Here is a 17,734-nt window from a genome sequence, read left to right on the forward strand (position 1 = left end):
TATCTAATAACTTTTTATGTGTTCTCCTTTTATCGGCGCGGAACGGTGAAATAAACCGTAAATCCTCCGCCTTCAGCCAGCTCGGCATTGATACGACATCCTCTGCGTCCCGCAAATTCGTCATGGTCGCGGATAATCTGCTTGCATATCAGATATTCCGTTCCTCTCAACTCCCCTTTTTCACCGGAAGTCATACGTGCCAGATTCGGATAGAATAATTGGTTCAATTCTTCCACACTCTTTTCACGTCTCGTATCCGTAAAGAGAAAACGAATATATTCATTATCCTGACGTGCTTGCAGACGTATCACCCCATCTTCACGCACAGTCAATGATTCATCAATCAAATTTTCCAATAGAAAACGCAACTGGTTCACGTCTCCTATCACCTTCGCTTCCATCGGTTCTATCTCCAGTTCTATCTTCTCCGAACGGTTCTTCATTGATTTCTTGAAATATTTTCCGGCAGTGTCCAATACCTCCTGTACCGGAATCACAGTACGCCGGAAAGTGACTTCCTCCAATTGCCGGGAAGCACACGAACTCAAAATCGTAAAGATTCCTTTATAATATTCAATCAATTCCGTCATAGTCTCCACCGCTTCACGCTCCTCCGTTTCTGAAAGCTTCTGCGTATTCAACCGTCCAACAATCTGTTTGATTTTATTCGGATAATAGATCGTCTCATGTTTAATCGTCGACAAGCAGTTGTCAAGTACCATATTCTGTACATGCAACATACTGTCTTCCCAGGAAGCTCTGCGTGTTTCTTCATGCGCTGATTCAATATCCCGGTATTTAGTAGCCAGTTTCACCACTGCATTAAATACGACAATAGTCACATAGCGTGCTACCAGTTCAAAAAGCAGCCGGTCCGTTTCCTGTTCTGTTCCCTCTCTGCGCTCCAGATAAAGCACACCGACACATTGATGTTCACCTCCTGCTTCCACCATCAGCGGAATTGCCTGAAGATGCTGTTCAGAAAGATATGCTCCGGAATTAAAACACAGTTCTACCATCTCCGGCATTTCCTGTCCGGGACGAGAAGCGTATTCCAGCCGATGTGTCGTTTCGTTATAAACGGCAATTCCCATCCGGTCAATTGTCAATAGTTCATTCACCGGACCGAATGCTTCATTCACAATACGTTGCGGGATTTCTTTAAGTGTACTTTCCTCTCGTTGGAGTGCCTCTGCATTTTCTTGTTCCTGCGGTCTGACCAAAGATGCCGCAAATACCTTTTGATTAATCTCAAGCACCTGTTCGAGATTCAAACGATTCTGCAAACGTTTTCTCATATATAGGAAATAGTATCCGACCAAAGAAACAATCAGTAGAACAAAACATAAAATAATTCCTACTGTCTTATTCGTGTTCGACCGTTCCAACTGTCGGCAATACGCTTCGAGAGTCTGATCTTCTCCTTGCAACTTATACAAATCCGTAAATGCCGAATTATTGTAACTGTATGCATCCAACTGTTTCAAAGCCAAAAAAGCAACCGCCGCCTCATTCCTGATATCCAGAATCACATGATAATCCGAATCAAACAATTCGTTCCACCAACTGATTTCGGCAGGCGTTCCTTCACCCACCAGCTTCATATACCGATGCGGACGATCCGGACGCGCATATTTTTCATAATGCTCGTTCAACAAGAGTATAGCAGAATCTATATATTGCAAAGCAAATTCATAATTTTCAGCCACATTAGCAAAATAGGCGGCATTCGCATAATCTGACGCTGCATCCAGCAAATCCTCATAGGCAGAATCCGTAACTACCACTATCGAATCGCCCTCCTGCAACATGGGAGGAATCGGATCATGCAGACAAGAACTCACCCCAAACGGAAGCAACAGGCAAAACAACAAGACTCCCATCGCTTTACGCACTCCCGAAGGCAAACGGAAATAGAAACGACTCCCCTTCCCCAATTCACTCTCTACATCGAAGACGCATCCCCGGAACAATTCATTCGTTTTCTTATATTTCTCAATGATTCCCTTACAATTCATCAGTCCGAAACCACTTCCCTTATTTTCTTTCAGAACCTCCGGATCAGCTACATTTTTCATTCCGATAACACGAGAGTCATATACTTTCTCACCAATAATACGAGCCACATCTTCTTCGGAAATCCCCCTTCCGTTGTCTTCTACGGAAATCTCGACATACGCATCCGTAGTACGGGCATACACTTTGATTGTTCCTCCTTCCGGAGTATATTTTCGGGCGTTTTCAGCCAGCGTGTTAATCATGAACAAAGTCAATGCCCGGTCAGCTTTCACCATAACCGTGGTCGGTTCTATTTCCAACTTCTGATTTTTCATTTCAAAAGCACGTCTCCCTTTGCTTAACAGTTCAAAGAGTTCGTTGAGATCGAACGTTTCAATATTCAGGCTAAGCGTCCCCTGCTTCATCTTAATCCAAAGCGCCAAAATATCATTGTATTCATTAATCGTAGTTACCAGCTCGTCAATGTATTGATACTTCTCTTTCTTTATCTTTTCATGATCAATATATCCTCGTTCCGTCAACTTATGCACCTCATTCAAGATACGGTCAATATAAGGATTTATCCCATTCACAATGGCCAGACAAGCCTTCTTAATCAGATTTTGGCGTTTATTTCCCGCGATATGTTGTTCGTAAACATATCGTTGCTTTTCCAATTGCATCCGTTCGTCACTCAACGCTTCTACCATCTGCTCATTGTCCGCAGCCCAAACGATATACGGTTCAAGCACGTGCACCAAAGCTTTTTCATCACGGTTCAACCGATGCAAAGGAACCAGTGCTGCTTTTCCTTCCTCCGGAATTTCCAGCTGAAGACGCCCCTTCCCGAACAGTTGGTCGATGCCTTGTTGAATTAACGGAACATTCATTGGTATAGAAGAAGTGATGTCCCGGCAAAGAGCCAGTATCCGTTGCAGACGTTCCACATCTACTTGATTCCTCATTTTAGATCGCTTATTGAAAAGCCACCAAAGAATAACCACCAATACAAGTCCGGCAATAACCAAAGAGAGTACAAGCGTCATTTGTCGTGAATCGGATTCCAACGAAAGATAACGGCTCTCCAACTCTTTATCCTGACGGGTATAATTCAGAATATCCAAGTATATGTTCCGGTTATAATCAGAAGCATACTTCATCCCAAGCCCGGCATACGATACACTCAATTGTTCCCGAATCCTCGAAATCCATTCGGGCACCGTCTTTACGTCTTCCTCCATAATCCACGGAACTCCAGTATATGTCGTATCTCCTTCCGCATAAATGCGCAGCTTGTCCAACGTATCCACTGCATGATGATAATAAAGCACATGGTGTTGGTTCACACAATCTAACGCTTTTGTAAGCGTATCCAATGCTTCCGAATAACGTCCGTGCTCATTCATATACTTACCGATAGACACATACGCACCGGCAATCTGATACAAATCATTATACTCCCGGAATTTTTCAAGCGCAAGCTGCGCCATCCGCAAAGGTAAAAGCGAATCTACAGGAAAACCGAACTGATCCAGCGCATATCCCCTCCTTGTTCGAAAGAGTTCGAAGTTGTTGGGAGAAACCATCAGATTAGCCAGCCCTTGCAGACCATTTCCTTCAAAATAAGGATGATTAGTCTGAACCGCAGTCCTCCAAGTTATATATAGTTGGTCGAACTCACGCATTTTCCTATCCTCCGGCTTGGTGGCTTCCACCAATGAAGCCGATCCTTTGATATAATGATAATAAAGCAACTGATTAGTATCTGCCAATACTTCATTTTCCGGGATCTGATTGAGAGAAGCGATAGCTTCTTGTCGCTGCTGGAGATAATAGTAATATATAGAAGAAACAATGAAAAATTCGGTGAAAGCATAATCCAGTCGAAGTGCCTCGTGGCGGTCAGCAAACAAATCACTCTCTTCCCGAATACGTTTCATACGCCGGAGCGCACTGTTACGATAATCATAAAATTCTTTGTTCATAGCTGTCCGCTGACAAATCTTCATCAGTCCGATATCAGCAATCAACAGTTCAAGCTCATTTTTAGTCAGTTTATATACTTCCTTGTGTAACGCTTCCGCCCGGTCAAAATCCATCGCCATAAAAGCACAGAATCCGAGGTTATTGGATGCCTCCGCTTTACCCGACTTATAAAAATTTACCTGTTGATAAGCTTCATTGGCATATTTATAGGAGGAATCCAGGCTTCGATAACGATAAGTATACGCTTTCCCATTTAAAGAATCAATCAGGCGCACCTCTTTGGTTGGCACCATATCAGTGCACGAAAAAAAAGAGATAAACAACACTATACCTATTATATATAAAGGAAAACGTGAACTCATTTTTGACTATTAACTGTTTTCAGAAAGCAAATCTACAAATATTTCCGATAAGTTGGAGAGAAAAATATTTTTTATACAATAAGTCCTTCTAAATAATAAGAGAAATTCCTACCTTTGCAGGCAAATTAACAAATAGGTAACATCTATTACAAAATGAGCGAAAAAGCACCCTTTATGGTATTCTCGGGAACAAACTCGAGATATCTTGCAGAAAAAATCTGCGCGAGCCTGGATTGTCCTCTAGGAAATATGAACATTACCCATTTTGCCGATGGCGAATTTGCAGTTTCATACGAGGAATCAATTCGTGGCGCACATGTATTCCTGGTTCAATCCACTTTCCCTAACTCAGACAACTTAATGGAACTTCTCCTGATGATTGATGCAGCTAAACGTGCATCAGCAAAGAGCGTTGTGGCTGTAATCCCCTATTTCGGATGGGCTCGTCAGGATAGAAAAGACAAACCTCGTGTATCTATCGGGGCTAAGTTGGTAGCTGATCTGCTGTCTGTTGCAGGTATCGACCGACTGATTACGATGGATTTGCACGCAGACCAGATTCAGGGATTTTTCAATATCCCGGTAGATCACTTGTACGCATCGGCAGTATTCCTCCCTTACATCCAGTCTTTACAGTTGGAAAATCTGGTTATTGCTACACCGGACGTAGGAGGTTCAAAACGTGCCAGCACTTTCTCCAAATACCTCGGTGTACCATTGGTACTCTGCAACAAATCACGTGAAAAAGCCAATGAAGTGGCATCTATGCAAATCATTGGTGATGTAGAAGGTAAAAATGTGGTGTTGATTGACGACATCGTAGATACAGCAGGAACAATCACGAAAGCTGCTAATATCATGATGGAAGCTGGTGCTAAGTCCGTACGTGCCATCGCCAGCCATTGTGTTATGTCTGACCCGGCTTCTTTCCGTGTGCAAGAGTCTGCCCTGACAGAAATGGTATTTACAGACAGCATCCCTTATGCTAAGAAGTGCCCGAAAGTAAAACAGTTGAGCATCGCTGATATGTTTGCTGAAACAATTAAACGAGTGATGAATAACGAATCTATCAGTTCACAATATATCATTTAATAGCTGACAGGTGATAAATAATAATTGATAGTTGAAGTTATTACTTTCAACAGGAAATTATAAAATGGATAATGACTGCTTTTGGTTATTATCCATTTTTTTTTGTACCATACCTTTATCATCACTTCATTACCTGACGCATATATACAAAAAATAGGCCACGCAGTGCGCAGCCCATTATATTTATCATCTATCATTTATTATTGGAGTCTTCCGAATTTATAGGTTCCTTTTTTAATCACTTTTCCATCTTTATCTGTTTCTACAAAAGGACCATCCTTCTTTCCTTGTTTGAAAAAGCCATCGAAGCGATTACCATCTTTGTCGATTTGTACACCTTGCCCCTCTTCCAATCCATCAACAAACCCACCTTTATATTGCATACCAGCAACAGTTTTCAGAGTACCCTGTCCATTGGGACGGTTATCTTTCCAGTCACCGTCATAAACATCGCCATTGCTCCATTTATAAACTCCTTTACCGTCGCGTTTATTGTTTTTCCAGCTTCCTTCATACACAGCACCATTCGCCCAGGTAAAAGTACCTTTTCCGTCTTGCATGCCGTTCTTAAAATTACCTACATATTTATCACCGTTAGCATGATAATAAACTCCCGGACCAGTGCGCTCCCCTAAAAGATATGATCCTTCATAACGGTCACCCGTGTGAAAGTAATAAGTACCTTTTCCATGTTGAATATCATCCGCCCAGTCACCATCATATTTATCTCCATTGGTATACTCAAATACTCCTTTTCCGTGACGAACATCATCCTTCCAATCTCCATCGTATTTAGAGCTATCATCCCAGTTCATGGTACCTTTGCCATTCTTTTTATCATTTTTCCAGTGACCGGTATATTTGGCACCGTTTGCCCAAGTATATGCCCCTTCGCCTTCGCGCTTATCATTCACCCAATGACCTACATACAAATCACCATTATGATAATACATAGTACCTTCACCATGCTGATAATCCTGATACCACATTCCGTCGTAACGGTTGTTATTCATAAAATAATAGATACCTTTTCCGTGCTGCTGGTCCTGAAACCATTGTCCTTCGTACTTTTCTCCGTCAGGAAACATATAAATTCCATATCCTTCACGTTTCCCCTTCACATATTCACCTTCAAAGACATCGCCGTTTTTAAAAACCGTTTTTCCTTTTCCGTTCGGTTTTCGGCTTTTCATTTCTCCCGTATAGACACTGCCATCCTTAAAAGTATAGTTGCCAATCTTTATTTCAGTAGAAAATGTATCTTTAATTTTTCCGAAAAATCCGCCTTTCTTTCCTTCATTTTCTTGTGCCATTACTCCCTCTTGTGAGAGGAGAGCCAATAAAAGTGTAGTATATAGATATTTCCTCATTGGTTTTAGTCGTTACTCATTTTAGAATTACAATTTGGACAAAGATACAATTTCTATCCCAAACAGCCCACTTTCGGAAAGCAATTTATGACAACTTTTTACCTGCAATGACCTCTTTTAATGTCTCTTTGCACAAATAGCGTTGTGCCAAATCTTGTATTTCTGCAGGAGTAACCTCGTTTACAGCCAGCAGAGAACGTGAAAAGTAGTCATCATTCAGACCGGAAGTAGCAATAAAGATCCATGCATCCGATAGTGAAAAAGGAGACTCATAACTACGGCACATTTCGCCCAACATATAATTGCGTACGATCATCAGTTCTTCCATCGACACTGGCTCCTGATGCAGACGGTCTATTTCATGATATACTTCCTGTATCAACGGTTTCACATATTCATTATCCGTTTCTGTCGATATAGCCAGCAATCCGCTATCCGGATAAAACATGATTCCCGCTGAAATGCCATAAGTATACCCCTTTTTTTCACGGATATTAGACATCAGCCGACTGCCAAAATATCCTCCGAATAAAGTCATCAATACCCGGAGTTTCAGATAATCAGGATGGTTACGAGTGATGGTTGTATATCCCATCTTTACAGCACTCTGCATGGCATCCTCACGTTCTGTAAAAATTCTCTTTTCGGGAACGGCAGTAAACGGAAAACTTAATTTCAATGCCGGCTGTTGATGTTTACCAAAAGAAGTGCCGAATGTATCCGTCACCCGGCTGATAATATCCTCTGTCACCTTGCCGGACAAGAAAATAGAGCAATTGCCCGAATGGTAATACCGTTCATAAAATTCACGAAGCACTTCCGGAGTGATAGCATGATAATCTTCCTCCACCACTACTTTACCGCATGGATGCTGTTCGCCATAAAGCGACCTCAATAGACTGCGATGTGCAAGAAAATCAACTTTGGAAGTATTGACCAGATATTGTTGGATATTGGTATCAAGGATGGTATGCAATTCTTTCTCCGGGAAAAGCGGTTCTTTAATCATGGATTCTACCACTTCCAATGTTTTCGCCAAATACTTATTCAACGAATAAACAGTGATGTATGCATACTCCGACGAGCTGGACAGTTCGAGCCACGAACCGTAGTAATCCAGTTTCTCGGCAATGGTAGCAGCCGTATATTTTGTCGTACCTTCGCGCAACATCCGGTTTGTAAACAAGGCTTGCAGTTTCTGCGACTGCTGCCAACGAGCTCCAGCGATAAGCACATCCATGCGTATCACTTCCTGTTCACCCGCATTAATAACAGTCAATGGAATACCATTCGGCAATGTCATTCGGACGGGAGGAAGTATACAAAAATTTTTCAGGGTTTGTATTTCTGGTTGTATTTTACGATCCATACGATTAGATTCTATTCTTCAAAAACTCTTCTGCCCGTTCCAAGTCTTGTGGGGTATCAATTCCGATAGTTTCTACTTCACTAATGCCCACCTTTATTTTATATCCGTTCTCCAGCCAACGGAGCTGCTCCAAAGATTCAGCCAGTTCCAGAGAAGACTGCGGAAGCATGGTTATCTCCTTCAGCACATCTGTACGATAAGCATACAGTCCGATATGCTTGTAGTAGGTATGTCCCTTCAGCCAGTCCTGTTTTTCAGCATTACGCTGATAAGGAATAATGGACCGGCTAAAATAAAGCGCGTTCCAGTTCTTATTGACTACCACTTTCGGTGAATTTACATTTTCCAGTACAGCAAACGGTTCATCTACAGTAAAAGGTTTCACCAGCGTGGCAATCTGCGTGGTTACATCTTCGAAACAAGCCTTTACCACATCCAATTGTGAAGGCTGAATAAAAGGTTCATCTCCTTGTATATTGACCACTACATCAAAGTCACCTCCAATCTTTGTACAAGCTTCATAACAGCGATCCGTACCGCTTTTATGATGAACAGAAGTCATCACAACCTTACCTCCGAACGCCTTGACAGCAGCTTCAATACGCTCATCGTCTGTGGCTACATAAGCATCATCCAAAACGCCTGCCACTTGCTCATACACACGTTGTATAACAGTTTTTCCACCCAACATAGCCAACGGTTTTGCAGGAAAACGAGTGGATGCATAGCGGGCAGGTATAATTCCAAGAAATTTCATCTACTTAATAAATAATGAAGAATGGAAGGCAGATAATGACTGTTGTATATATCCCCTTTGCCAATCCTCCGGTTTTACTATTTTGTTATCATATAAAAGCATGTCAATGTCCAGACAAACTTTCTCCTCTTTTTTATCTTCCAGACGACGTCCGGACCTCTGTTCTATATCTTTCAGTATTTTCCTCACTTCCTCTTCATCCTTATCGGAAAAGAACAGAACTACTTGGTTGGAAAACAAGGCCGGATTCTTAAAAAACAAAGGTTCAGTTTCCAATTCAGGCGCAAAACAAATAGAAGAGAACGATTCAGTCAGTTTCTGTCTGGCAAAAGTCAAATTCTCTTTCCTGTTGTAATTACTCCCTATGCAAACAATATACCTATGCATTAAAAAATAAGTATTAGGTATTAAGTATTAAACATTAGATATTAAAGATATTATACCTACAGTTCAGTGCCCCAAACGCTACAGGTTAATACTTAATACTTATTTCAGATTTAGTTAAAAAGATCGTCCAATCCCCCCTCTTCTATCACCTCTCCGTCCGGAGTTTCCGAACCGGCACACGGATCAAACCCTTCAGGGAGTTTAAATTTCTCCTGCTGGTCATATCCCAAAGTCGGGTCATCATACACTTTCTTCATATACAGTGCCCAAATAGGCAAAGCAGCAGCAGCTCCTTGTCCATAGGTCATTCTACCAAAGTGAATGTCACGTTCATCACCTCCTACCCAACAACCGGATACCAGCGAAGGAGTGAATCCCATAAACCAGGCATCAGAGTTATCATTGGTCGTACCTGTTTTCCCACCCATATCGGCGGTAATTCCATAACGACGAACGCGCCCACCTGTTCCTTCATTAATAACAGCGCGCAGCATAACCAGCATTTTATATGCGCTTGAAATACTAATCACTTCCTCCATTTGCGGTGCAAAGGTAGAAAGCACATTACCATCACTATCTTCAATGCGTGTAACAAACAATGGAGCCACACGAATTCCTTTATTGGCAAAAGCTGTATATGCACTTACCATCTCACCAACAGAAATTTCACAAGGTCCTAGACAAAGCGAAACGACCGGGTCAATTGCTTTATTACGAACCCCAAAACTATGGATCAAAGGTACAAGATTATACGGATTCAGTTTGCCTATCAAATAAGCAGAAATCCAGTTGTCAGAATTAGCCAATCCCCACTTCAGAGTCACCATTTCCCCATAACGTTTATTGTTTGCATTACGAGGCGTCCAAGGAGTTCCATTCTCATCAATCAGCGTTTGCTCTACGTGGCGTATCTGATCGCAAGGAGAAAATCCATTTTCCATTGCTAATGTGTATAAATACGGTTTGATAGTAGATCCCACCTGACGACGTCCCACCATTGCCATATCATACTGGAAATATACATAATTCGGTCCGCCTACATAAGCCTTCACATGTCCGCTTACCGGATCCATCGACATGAATCCTGTCCGCAAGAAGGATTTGTAGTAACGGATTGAATCCATCGGTGTCATAATTGTATCTTTATCTCCCTTCCAAGAAAAAACAGTCATTTCTTCCGGGGTATCGAACGCCTTACGAATCTGCTGTTCCGAAGCTCCCGCCTCTTTCATAAGACGATAACGATCCGTCTGCTTCATAGCTTTTATCAGCAACTCCTCCACTCGTTTTTCCGGCAGTGATCTTGCGTATGGAGCATTTTTGCTTCCCTCTTTTTCTTTGAAAAACACAGGTTGCAAATAATCACCTAAATGTTCTTTTACTGCATCCTCTGCATATTGCTGCATACGCGAATTGATCGTTGTATAAATCTTCAAACCATCTGTATAAATATTATAATTCGTACCGTCTTTCTTTTTATTTTTTGCACACCAGCCATACAACGGGTTAGTTTCCCACGCTATAGAATCTTCGTAGAATTTTTGCATTTGCCAACCACGATAATCACTTTTTACCGGTTTCGGTGCTGTCATCACACCACGGAGATATTCGCGGAAATAAGTAGCCAATCCCTCTTTGTGGTCAACGCGGTTATATTTTAGTTTCAGCGGAAGAGTCTGCAAAGAATCACATTCTGCATCTGTGATATAACCAGCTTTACGCATCTGTTCAAGCACTACATTACGACGGCCACGGGAACGTTCGTTGAAACGGACAGGATTATAAAGTGAAGGATTCTTGCACATCCCTACCAACGTAGCTGCCTCTTCGATTTTCAAATCTTTCGGTTCGCATGCGAAGTATGTATGTGCAGCAGTTTTAATACCAACCGCATTATTCAGAAAATCAAACTTATTGAGATACATACTCAAGATTTCCTCTTTGGTATAGTAACGCTCAAGTTTCACTGCAATTACCCATTCAATCGGTTTTTGGAAAAGACGTTGAAGCGTATTCCTCGCCACTTTTTCCGTAAACAACTGTTTGGCAAGCTGTTGCGACAAAGTACTACCTCCACCTGCATTTTTCTGAAACATCAAACCACGTTTCACAAACGCACGGAACAATGCTTTGGCATCAATTCCAGAATGTTTAACAAAACGAACATCTTCTGTCGCAATAAGAGCATTGATAATACTGGGTGACAAATCCTTGTAAGCTGTGTACACCCGATTTTCCTTACTGTAAGACCACGTACCAAGTACTTTTTCATCTTCAGAGAAAATCTCCGTTGCAAATTTATAGCTCGGATTCTCAAGCTCCTCTACGGGAGGCATATAGCCAATCCAACCCTTTGAAATAGAGACAAAGATGACAACAATAGCCAACACAACGACTACCAAAAATATCCAAAGAGCTTTTATTATTTTTCGAATCATGTTTTTTCTTGCTTAAAATGACGTTTTAATTAAGATGCAAAGGTAGATAAAATCCGTTATTCAGCCAACGAGATTGATTAGATTTTCTATTTTACGAAACAAAACACAAACAGGCGGGAAAAACCCCGCCTGTTTTTCATTCACAATCAGCCCATTTATAAAATAATCAATCACAAATTTGCTCCCTGCACGCCAATCACTCCGGCAATTGCCCCAGCAACAGCAATAATCATCTTCAAAATGATACTCCACGTTTTCTTCATAGACATTTTTCTTTTTAATTAAACACTCAATAAGCTTTTTAATCATCAATCGTTCATTGACGATTCATTATGCGGCAGGATCCGGCGCTTCCCCATCCCCATTACCTTCATCTCCTCCACCTTCTTCACCATCATCCGGTTTTTCAGGATCATTAGAAGAAATTTTCATATTAAGCTTCTTCAGATATTCATCCAAGCTAATCAAATCCAACTTCTCATCCGCACGGGTGGCAGTTTTTGTGACACGTAGCTCCTTATTCGCTTGAAAAAAGATGCGAACACTATCTATGCTATTCGCATTGATATCCTTCGCCAGCTCTGCACCTTTGGAACGGGCAGCCAACATAAACACCCCTAATCCTTCAATATTCACAGACTTACCTTCCAGTAGCTGCTCTTTCATCTTTTCCACAAAATTCTGGATCACACTCTTGATATCACCGATAGACAAGGAAGAACGCTCCTGCATTTTTTGCGCTATATATTTCAGATTAACAGACTGACCTAAAGTAATCAGATGCGGATAATATCTCTTGGGAGAATTGGGAACACGCGGATCCGTCGGACGCGTAACGACTTTGTAAATTACACTCATACTACGTTTTTTTTAAAGATTTAAATTCAAATTATTTATTCACGTTTTGTTGATCAACCATGCAAAGGTGGTGCTTTTATTTCGAATAGAAAAGAAAAAAGCCCCATGCGGAGCTCTTTTTAAAAGAAAAATCGTATAACACGTTATAAATCAGCAATTTTTAAACAACCATCCCTACCAAAACCATATTTTGATATTTTTAAGATTGTTCATTTCACTAAAAATACTAAAAAAAGAATTATTCCTCCACAATATACCTGTCTATATTCCGAGTCTCCTTACTGAAATTCACACCCACCTTCACAAGACGCCTGCCCTCCAACGTATAAGGTATCAGATATCCCCTATCATCAATCTGTCTCAACGCTTCTTCCGCACTACCGTTCAACTTGAACTCAAACACATAGACAGCATCCTGTGTCTTCACCACGGCATCGGCACGACCGCGGGCACTACGAACTTCCGTCGACACGAACTGCCCCAACAAGGCGAAAACCACATAAAAGATGGCCTGGTAATGACGCTCCGTATTATCACTCAACTCGTAAGGAATACCGGAAAAGAATATTTTAAGACGTTCCATGAAAGCATCCACCTCGCCATTACGCAACTCACGCATGAACTTGGCGATGTGGAAACCGGTCGCGTCACTCGAGACCTCCGTGTAATAAGGAAGCAGGAAGTTAAGAAAGCCGTAACGGACCTCATCGTTCGGGAAACCTAACGTATACAGATACACCTCCCTGTCATATCCCTTGATGGTCAGATAACCGCTCTGGTAAATCATAGGAAGCGGATTGCCAACCTCGGCACGATACTCCGAAAAGGCGGAAGCGTCCACCTCCATCCCGTCTACCAATAAACGAAGGTCATAATCACTCTCCTTCAGCAAATCCACCAGATAAGTGGGAGTGCCCGTCTGGAACCAGTAATGGTCGAACTTGCAACCGTCGAATACATTCAACAGGCTGAAAGGATTGAATACCCCGGCGGCAGTCTCCTCAAAATGATAACCGTCGTACATCAAAGTCAAACGAGTGAGTATCTCATCGAAAGACTCTCCGTATTTCACGCACAAGGCATCTATTTCCGGAGCGAACGTCCGCACCAACTCCTCTTTCGTAATGCCGCAAACCGTGGCATAGGCAGGCTTCATGCTGATATCGTTCAACTGGTTCAAGTCGCTGAAGACGCTCACTTGAGAAAACTTGGTAACTCCGGTCAGAAAAACGAAACGAAGATAACGGTCAGAACTTTTCAAAACCCCGTAAAAGGCTTTCAATGTCCGACGGTATTCGGACAATAAGGATTCATCCAAAAGGGCTTGAAGCAAAGGTTTATCGTATTCGTCAACCAAGACGACCACCTGTTTGCCCGTCTGTTCGTAAGCTTGCTCTATCATATATGCGAAACGTTCTTCCGGACTACGGTCCTGTTTCTCAGTACCATATTTCAACTCCCATCGTTCCAAATATTGATTGAGCATAGCGGTCAAGTCTGCAAAAGTCTCATATTTCCGCGCATTCAAATCCAGATGAAACACCGGATATGACTCCCATTCAGTTTCCAGTTTTTCGATGGCAAGCCCTTGAAACAAGTCCTTACGCCCTTCGAAATAGGCCTCGAAAGTGGAAAGAAGCAGGCTTTTGCCGAAACGGCGGGGACGGCTCAGAAAATAAGGAACAGAAGCGGAAGCGAGCTGATAAACCATCGCTGTCTTATCCACATAAAGATAGTTACCCTCACGCAACTTTTCAAAAGTCTGTATGCCAATCGGCAATTTACGTACCTGTTCCATGTCAACTTTGTTTTTATGATAGATGCAAATATACAATTTTATTCCAAGAGCAACACCGCTTTTTTATTAAAATAAAGAACATAAACGCCATATTTCACATATAGACACAAATCCGTTTTGCATTTCCTGATATAGCACAACGGCATGCCAATACCACTAATTGTATAAATTGGCAATCTCACCTTAAAAACAAATATGCCAACGATCCTCACAGACAGTTGGCATATCTCACATATAGATACATATCAGTTTTTAGGCCGATATGAGGGATAAAGTTAGAAATATACCACTGTATTCTTCCTAACTTTGGTAAGCACTCAATTTAGGGCATCCCCCTTTGAAAGGGCACTTTTCAGTGCCCTAAATCGAGTTTTGTTAATTAATTAGTTTTGAAATTAACATTGGCTTGTAGCCAAAGTAATTTTGTCAGGAACCATGTTAACATAACCCCTGCATCCGTTAAAGATATTTTTGAATTTTGCCTTAAGTTCAGCCGATTTGCGAAGCTTACGCTCTTCCGATAACTGATTTTCCCAATCAGACTGTTTCGATTGCATGGATGCCATCCGCTCATTCAGTTGGTTTCCCTACTCAACACATCCTTTTTTGAGTCGATTTGAAGCCGTTCACGAATGATAGACAACACACGGCTGTGCTTGCAACGCAATTTCTCTACCATACGAACTAAATCCTGATAGCTTAAATTCTTTTGGGATAAATGTAGCCCATTGCTGATACGAATGTCAATCCATATACGAACAGGAGTGTCATTACTGCTTTTGGATACTGACTGAAGTTGAGCACTACTCTTGTTTTTTTCCGAATGGCTAATCTCAGGAGCACCATCAATCTGAACTGAAACTACTTTTTTCCGAGTATCCTTGAACCATTTCTGAAAAATGTTATAAGGAACTTTATTCTTAACACAAAACGATTGGAGAGATTCTCCATGAGGAAAAGCCTCGCTCTGGTACTGAAAGTAAAACCTTTCTAGATCTTCACTGTTATACATAATTCTATAAATTTGGTGGGCAGCGAAGGTATCACTTTCAATTAATAGCCTTTTTTTGACTGCTTACCAAAGAAAGAGGATACTATTATCTGGTATTATGAGAATAAATCGGGAAATATCAACGATCTTCACAGACAGTTGATATAGTGGGAAATTCACATCGGCTTTAACCTCCGATGCCAAGGCGTAGATCAGAAATGTGCCGTCGCGCTTTTTCTGATCTACAATGTAGGGGAATCATGCTGTAAACAGCATGAAGCTAGGGACCTACATTTTTCTTCATCTCACATACGAAACACTCACGTGTTTATTACATCTCAACATTTATTTTATACCATACCTTTTTTGTTAATTCACTACATAATTATTTTTCATCTAGAAGTTCGACCTACTTTTCTATCTATACAGATTAAAATAACAGACGTAATCATTCTATTTTCCGCCACGACAATTTTATCGGCTGTTTTTCAGCCGATAAAATAAAAATGCCCGCAAGAAAATATTTTTGTTTTAACATTCTGGTTTATAAAAACATGGTAGAAGAGTCTTCTTGTCGCAGTCCTTACCATGAAGAATACATTCGAACAGGTGCTTCAGGTAATCCTGAGGGTCTATGCCATTAAGCTTACAGCTTTCTATCAGAGAGAAGATGAATGCCGAGTTTTCTGCCGCATCCTCACTGCCTATGTTCATACAGTTCTTGAGCAACAGCTTTACCGGTTTCATCCTTTGTTCACAGAGGTTGTTCGATATTTCCGCTGCACCGTCCTTGAGGATATTTCTCAGGGACTTCCACTGGTTTAACGTATAATTGACAGCCTTTCTCATCAGTTCGTTAGCCATAATCTTCGCATCCTGCATCATCATGACCACCTTATGATGGATACTTTCAAGGATCGGTCCTGTAAGTTTCCGTCTTTTCCCCTTTATCTGCTCACCGCTGAGCTTCATGGTGCGGAACAGATCTTCATTCATGAACATATCGCCGATGGAGTCTATTATCTCCATCGCTGTCCTGTCCGAAGGCAAGGCGTCAACCCACAACCTTCTGCAGTGCGTCCAGCATCCTATATGAAGCACCTTTGAGTCTTCTCCATCAAACATTCTGTAAACCGTATATCCGTCAGTGGAAAGGGTCCCCATAAAATGTTCCAGGAACGACTTCGCCACATCGGATGACCTGCTGCCGTTGTTATAGTGATAATAGACCATCTTCATATGCTTTGCAAAGAATGCCCATAAGTACTTTCTCCTGTAAGCCTTGCCTTCCTTTGTTTCGATGCCTACAAGTTCGGTCGTCTCATCAACCATAAGATATTCAGCCTGCTGTACAAACCCCTTGAAGACATCTTCCATGAACTCCTTTAGCTTGGCGATTCCGTTATGGATATAGCTGTTCAGTGTGGTGTTGCTTATATGGATGCCCTCTCTGGCAAGCAGTCTTATCTGTCTGTTCTCAGGCATACTGAAGTCATATTTCAGACAGAGCAGACGGGCAAGCAGTTCAGGGGAGAAAATACCTCCAAGTTTTTTCAGCGGATGTTCCATTGTGCTTACAAAAGTTCCGTCTGCAAGCTTTACCCTTGCCACCTTGTAGACATGCTCCACGTTATGAGCCCTTACATGTTCTATGACCCTGTATTCCCACACATCAGGCATACCGTTGCGGTTCATGAACCGTCCTCCTTCGGGAAGCGTGTAATACTCGTCCACTTCATGTACTACCACTTTGTCAACTTTCAATTTGGTTTTCACGGCACGTGGTGTAGTTTCCTTTCTTCTTGAAGGTTGGCTGTTCTGTGCAGGTGTGCTACCAGAAATGGTACTGCTGCCGGTTTCGTTACCGTCAGCCTTATCGTTGTCATCATCCTTTCTGTCAGAGCCGTCATATTCGGACTTATGCAGTGCAGACTTGTCAAGGTTACGGTTGTTCAGCAGTTTTCTTTGCTCGGATGTACGGCCGAAACGGTGTTTCCTGCTGTCCTCAAGCTGAAGCCTGAGATTGGAAATCTCGTTTGCCAGCATCCTGTTCACATCGTCTTTTGCATCAAGATGCTTTCTCATAAGCTCCATTTCTTTTCGATAGTTCTCGACTGTTACGGATAATTCATTGATTGTATCAACCAGAGCCTTGGAGTTCTCCTTATTGGATTCTTCAATGGCCTTAAGCCTCGCAATCAGTCCGTTTACCTGTTTGCGAAGCCCTGCCTTTTCCTCATTCGCCAGACCCAACTGGCAGCAAAGTAACTCGTATGCCCTTTCATCAATCATGATATAAAGATACGAAAAATCAGGCAGTTACGCAAA

At 41.8% G+C, this 17,734-nt stretch carries 11 protein-coding genes and 1 pseudogene; 1 reads left to right on the forward strand and 11 read right to left on the reverse strand.

Features of this window, described 5'->3' with window-relative positions; translation table 11 throughout:
- Window positions 1–29 precede the first annotated feature (29 nt).
- Entirely contained in the window at window positions 30–4,346 is a 4,317-nt protein-coding gene (locus A4V03_RS09190) for a DUF5113 domain-containing protein (RefSeq protein ID WP_084081133.1), read from the reverse strand.
- Window positions 4,347–4,499: 153 nt separating this feature from the next.
- On the opposite strand from A4V03_RS09190, the gene A4V03_RS09195 reads away from it, so the two are divergent.
- Window positions 4,500–5,438, forward strand: a complete 939-nt coding sequence (locus A4V03_RS09195; protein ID WP_065538657.1) for a ribose-phosphate pyrophosphokinase — start codon at window positions 4,500–4,502, stop codon at window positions 5,436–5,438.
- Between the two features lie 200 nt (window positions 5,439–5,638).
- Here A4V03_RS09195 and A4V03_RS09200 read toward each other — a convergent pair whose 3' ends face one another.
- The 10 genes and pseudogenes from A4V03_RS09200 to tnpC all read right to left on the reverse strand — a co-directional run bounded on the left by A4V03_RS09200 (window position 5,639) and on the right by tnpC (window position 17,698).
- Complete coding sequence (locus A4V03_RS09200; RefSeq protein ID WP_065538658.1) at window positions 5,639–6,808, reverse strand: MORN repeat-containing protein; 1,170 nt, start codon at window positions 6,806–6,808, stop codon at window positions 5,639–5,641.
- 85 nt (window positions 6,809–6,893) lie between these two features.
- Window positions 6,894–8,177 (reverse strand): M16 family metallopeptidase, encoded by a 1,284-nt coding sequence (locus tag A4V03_RS09205; RefSeq protein WP_065538659.1) that lies wholly within the window; start codon window positions 8,175–8,177, stop codon window positions 6,894–6,896.
- 4 nt (window positions 8,178–8,181) lie between these two features.
- Window positions 8,182–8,934 carry a 3-deoxy-manno-octulosonate cytidylyltransferase gene (gene kdsB / locus A4V03_RS09210; protein ID WP_065538660.1) on the reverse strand — a complete coding sequence of 251 codons (753 nt, stop codon included), beginning with the start codon at window positions 8,932–8,934 and terminating at the stop codon, window positions 8,182–8,184.
- A complete protein-coding gene (locus A4V03_RS09215) occupies window positions 8,935–9,321 on the reverse strand; it encodes a 2-amino-4-hydroxy-6-hydroxymethyldihydropteridine diphosphokinase (protein WP_065538661.1) in 387 nt (128 codons plus the stop codon).
- A gap of 110 nt (window positions 9,322–9,431) precedes the next feature.
- Window positions 9,432–11,759: a transglycosylase domain-containing protein gene (locus A4V03_RS09220; protein WP_065538662.1), complete on the reverse strand. Its 2,328-nt coding sequence runs from the start codon at window positions 11,757–11,759 to the stop codon at window positions 9,432–9,434.
- Window positions 11,760–11,819: 60 nt separating this feature from the next.
- Complete coding sequence (locus A4V03_RS21770) at window positions 11,820–12,068, reverse strand: hypothetical protein (RefSeq protein WP_065538663.1); 249 nt, start codon at window positions 12,066–12,068, stop codon at window positions 11,820–11,822.
- Between the two features lie 21 nt (window positions 12,069–12,089).
- Entirely contained in the window at window positions 12,090–12,617 is a 528-nt protein-coding gene (locus tag A4V03_RS09225; RefSeq protein WP_065538664.1) for an HU family DNA-binding protein, read from the reverse strand.
- 238 nt (window positions 12,618–12,855) lie between these two features.
- Window positions 12,856–14,415, reverse strand: a complete 1,560-nt coding sequence (locus tag A4V03_RS09230; protein ID WP_065538665.1) for an ATP-binding protein — start codon at window positions 14,413–14,415, stop codon at window positions 12,856–12,858.
- A gap of 664 nt (window positions 14,416–15,079) precedes the next feature.
- Window positions 15,080–15,427 (reverse strand): annotated as a pseudogene (locus A4V03_RS21125) (hypothetical protein); the annotation flags it as partial.
- 510 nt (window positions 15,428–15,937) lie between these two features.
- Complete coding sequence (gene tnpC / locus A4V03_RS09240; RefSeq protein ID WP_065538666.1) at window positions 15,938–17,698, reverse strand: IS66 family transposase; 1,761 nt, start codon at window positions 17,696–17,698, stop codon at window positions 15,938–15,940.
- Window positions 17,699–17,734 lie beyond the last annotated feature (36 nt).

This window comes from Bacteroides caecimuris (assembly GCF_001688725.2).
Taxonomy (GTDB): Bacteria; Bacteroidota; Bacteroidia; order Bacteroidales; family Bacteroidaceae; genus Bacteroides; species Bacteroides caecimuris.

What these genes read in the sequence shown, in the direction of transcription:
- A4V03_RS09230 (WP_065538665.1), bottom strand. Translation starts at nt 14,415, where the DNA reads ATGGAACAGGTACGTAAATTGCCGATTGGCATACAGACTTTTGAAAAG.
- A4V03_RS09225 (WP_065538664.1), bottom strand. Translation starts at nt 12,617, where the DNA reads ATGAGTGTAATTTACAAAGTCGTTACGCGTCCGACGGATCCGCGTGTT.
- A4V03_RS09195 (WP_065538657.1), top strand. Translation starts at nt 4,500, where the DNA reads ATGAGCGAAAAAGCACCCTTTATGGTATTCTCGGGAACAAACTCGAGA.
- A4V03_RS09190 (WP_084081133.1), bottom strand. Translation starts at nt 4,346, where the DNA reads ATGAGTTCACGTTTTCCTTTATATATAATAGGTATAGTGTTGTTTATC.
- kdsB (WP_065538660.1), bottom strand. Translation starts at nt 8,934, where the DNA reads ATGAAATTTCTTGGAATTATACCTGCCCGCTATGCATCCACTCGTTTT.
- A4V03_RS09215 (WP_065538661.1), bottom strand. Translation starts at nt 9,321, where the DNA reads ATGCATAGGTATATTGTTTGCATAGGGAGTAATTACAACAGGAAAGAG.
- A4V03_RS21770 (WP_065538663.1), bottom strand. Translation starts at nt 12,068, where the DNA reads ATGATTAAAAAGCTTATTGAGTGTTTAATTAAAAAGAAAAATGTCTAT.
- tnpC (WP_065538666.1), bottom strand. Translation starts at nt 17,698, where the DNA reads ATGATTGATGAAAGGGCATACGAGTTACTTTGCTGCCAGTTGGGTCTG.
- A4V03_RS09220 (WP_065538662.1), bottom strand. Translation starts at nt 11,759, where the DNA reads ATGATTCGAAAAATAATAAAAGCTCTTTGGATATTTTTGGTAGTCGTT.
- A4V03_RS09205 (WP_065538659.1), bottom strand. Translation starts at nt 8,177, where the DNA reads ATGGATCGTAAAATACAACCAGAAATACAAACCCTGAAAAATTTTTGT.
- A4V03_RS09200 (WP_065538658.1), bottom strand. Translation starts at nt 6,808, where the DNA reads ATGAGGAAATATCTATATACTACACTTTTATTGGCTCTCCTCTCACAA.